The organism is Bradyrhizobium jicamae, assembly GCF_001440395.1.
GTDB classification, from domain to species: Bacteria; Pseudomonadota; Alphaproteobacteria; order Rhizobiales; family Xanthobacteraceae; genus Bradyrhizobium; species Bradyrhizobium jicamae.
This window is the reverse complement of the sequence record NZ_LLXZ01000207.1, coordinates 2,990-3,192: the sequence shown is the minus strand read 5'-3', so window position 1 is coordinate 3,192 and position 203 is coordinate 2,990.

Genomic DNA, 203 nt, shown 5'->3' with positions numbered 1-203 from the left:
AATCGAGGCTGGGCAGAAGTGGTGGTCCAGCACCAACGAATGCCCGTCCTGTAAGCAACAATATACCGATGGCGAGACATGCAAGGCCGGTCGCGGCGGTTGCCCGATGGGAGGAGACTTCTGATGCCGACGACACACTTCTACGAAACATCGTTCCAGATCGGCGACAAGATAGTGCTGATCTTCGCTGAATATACCTTCAG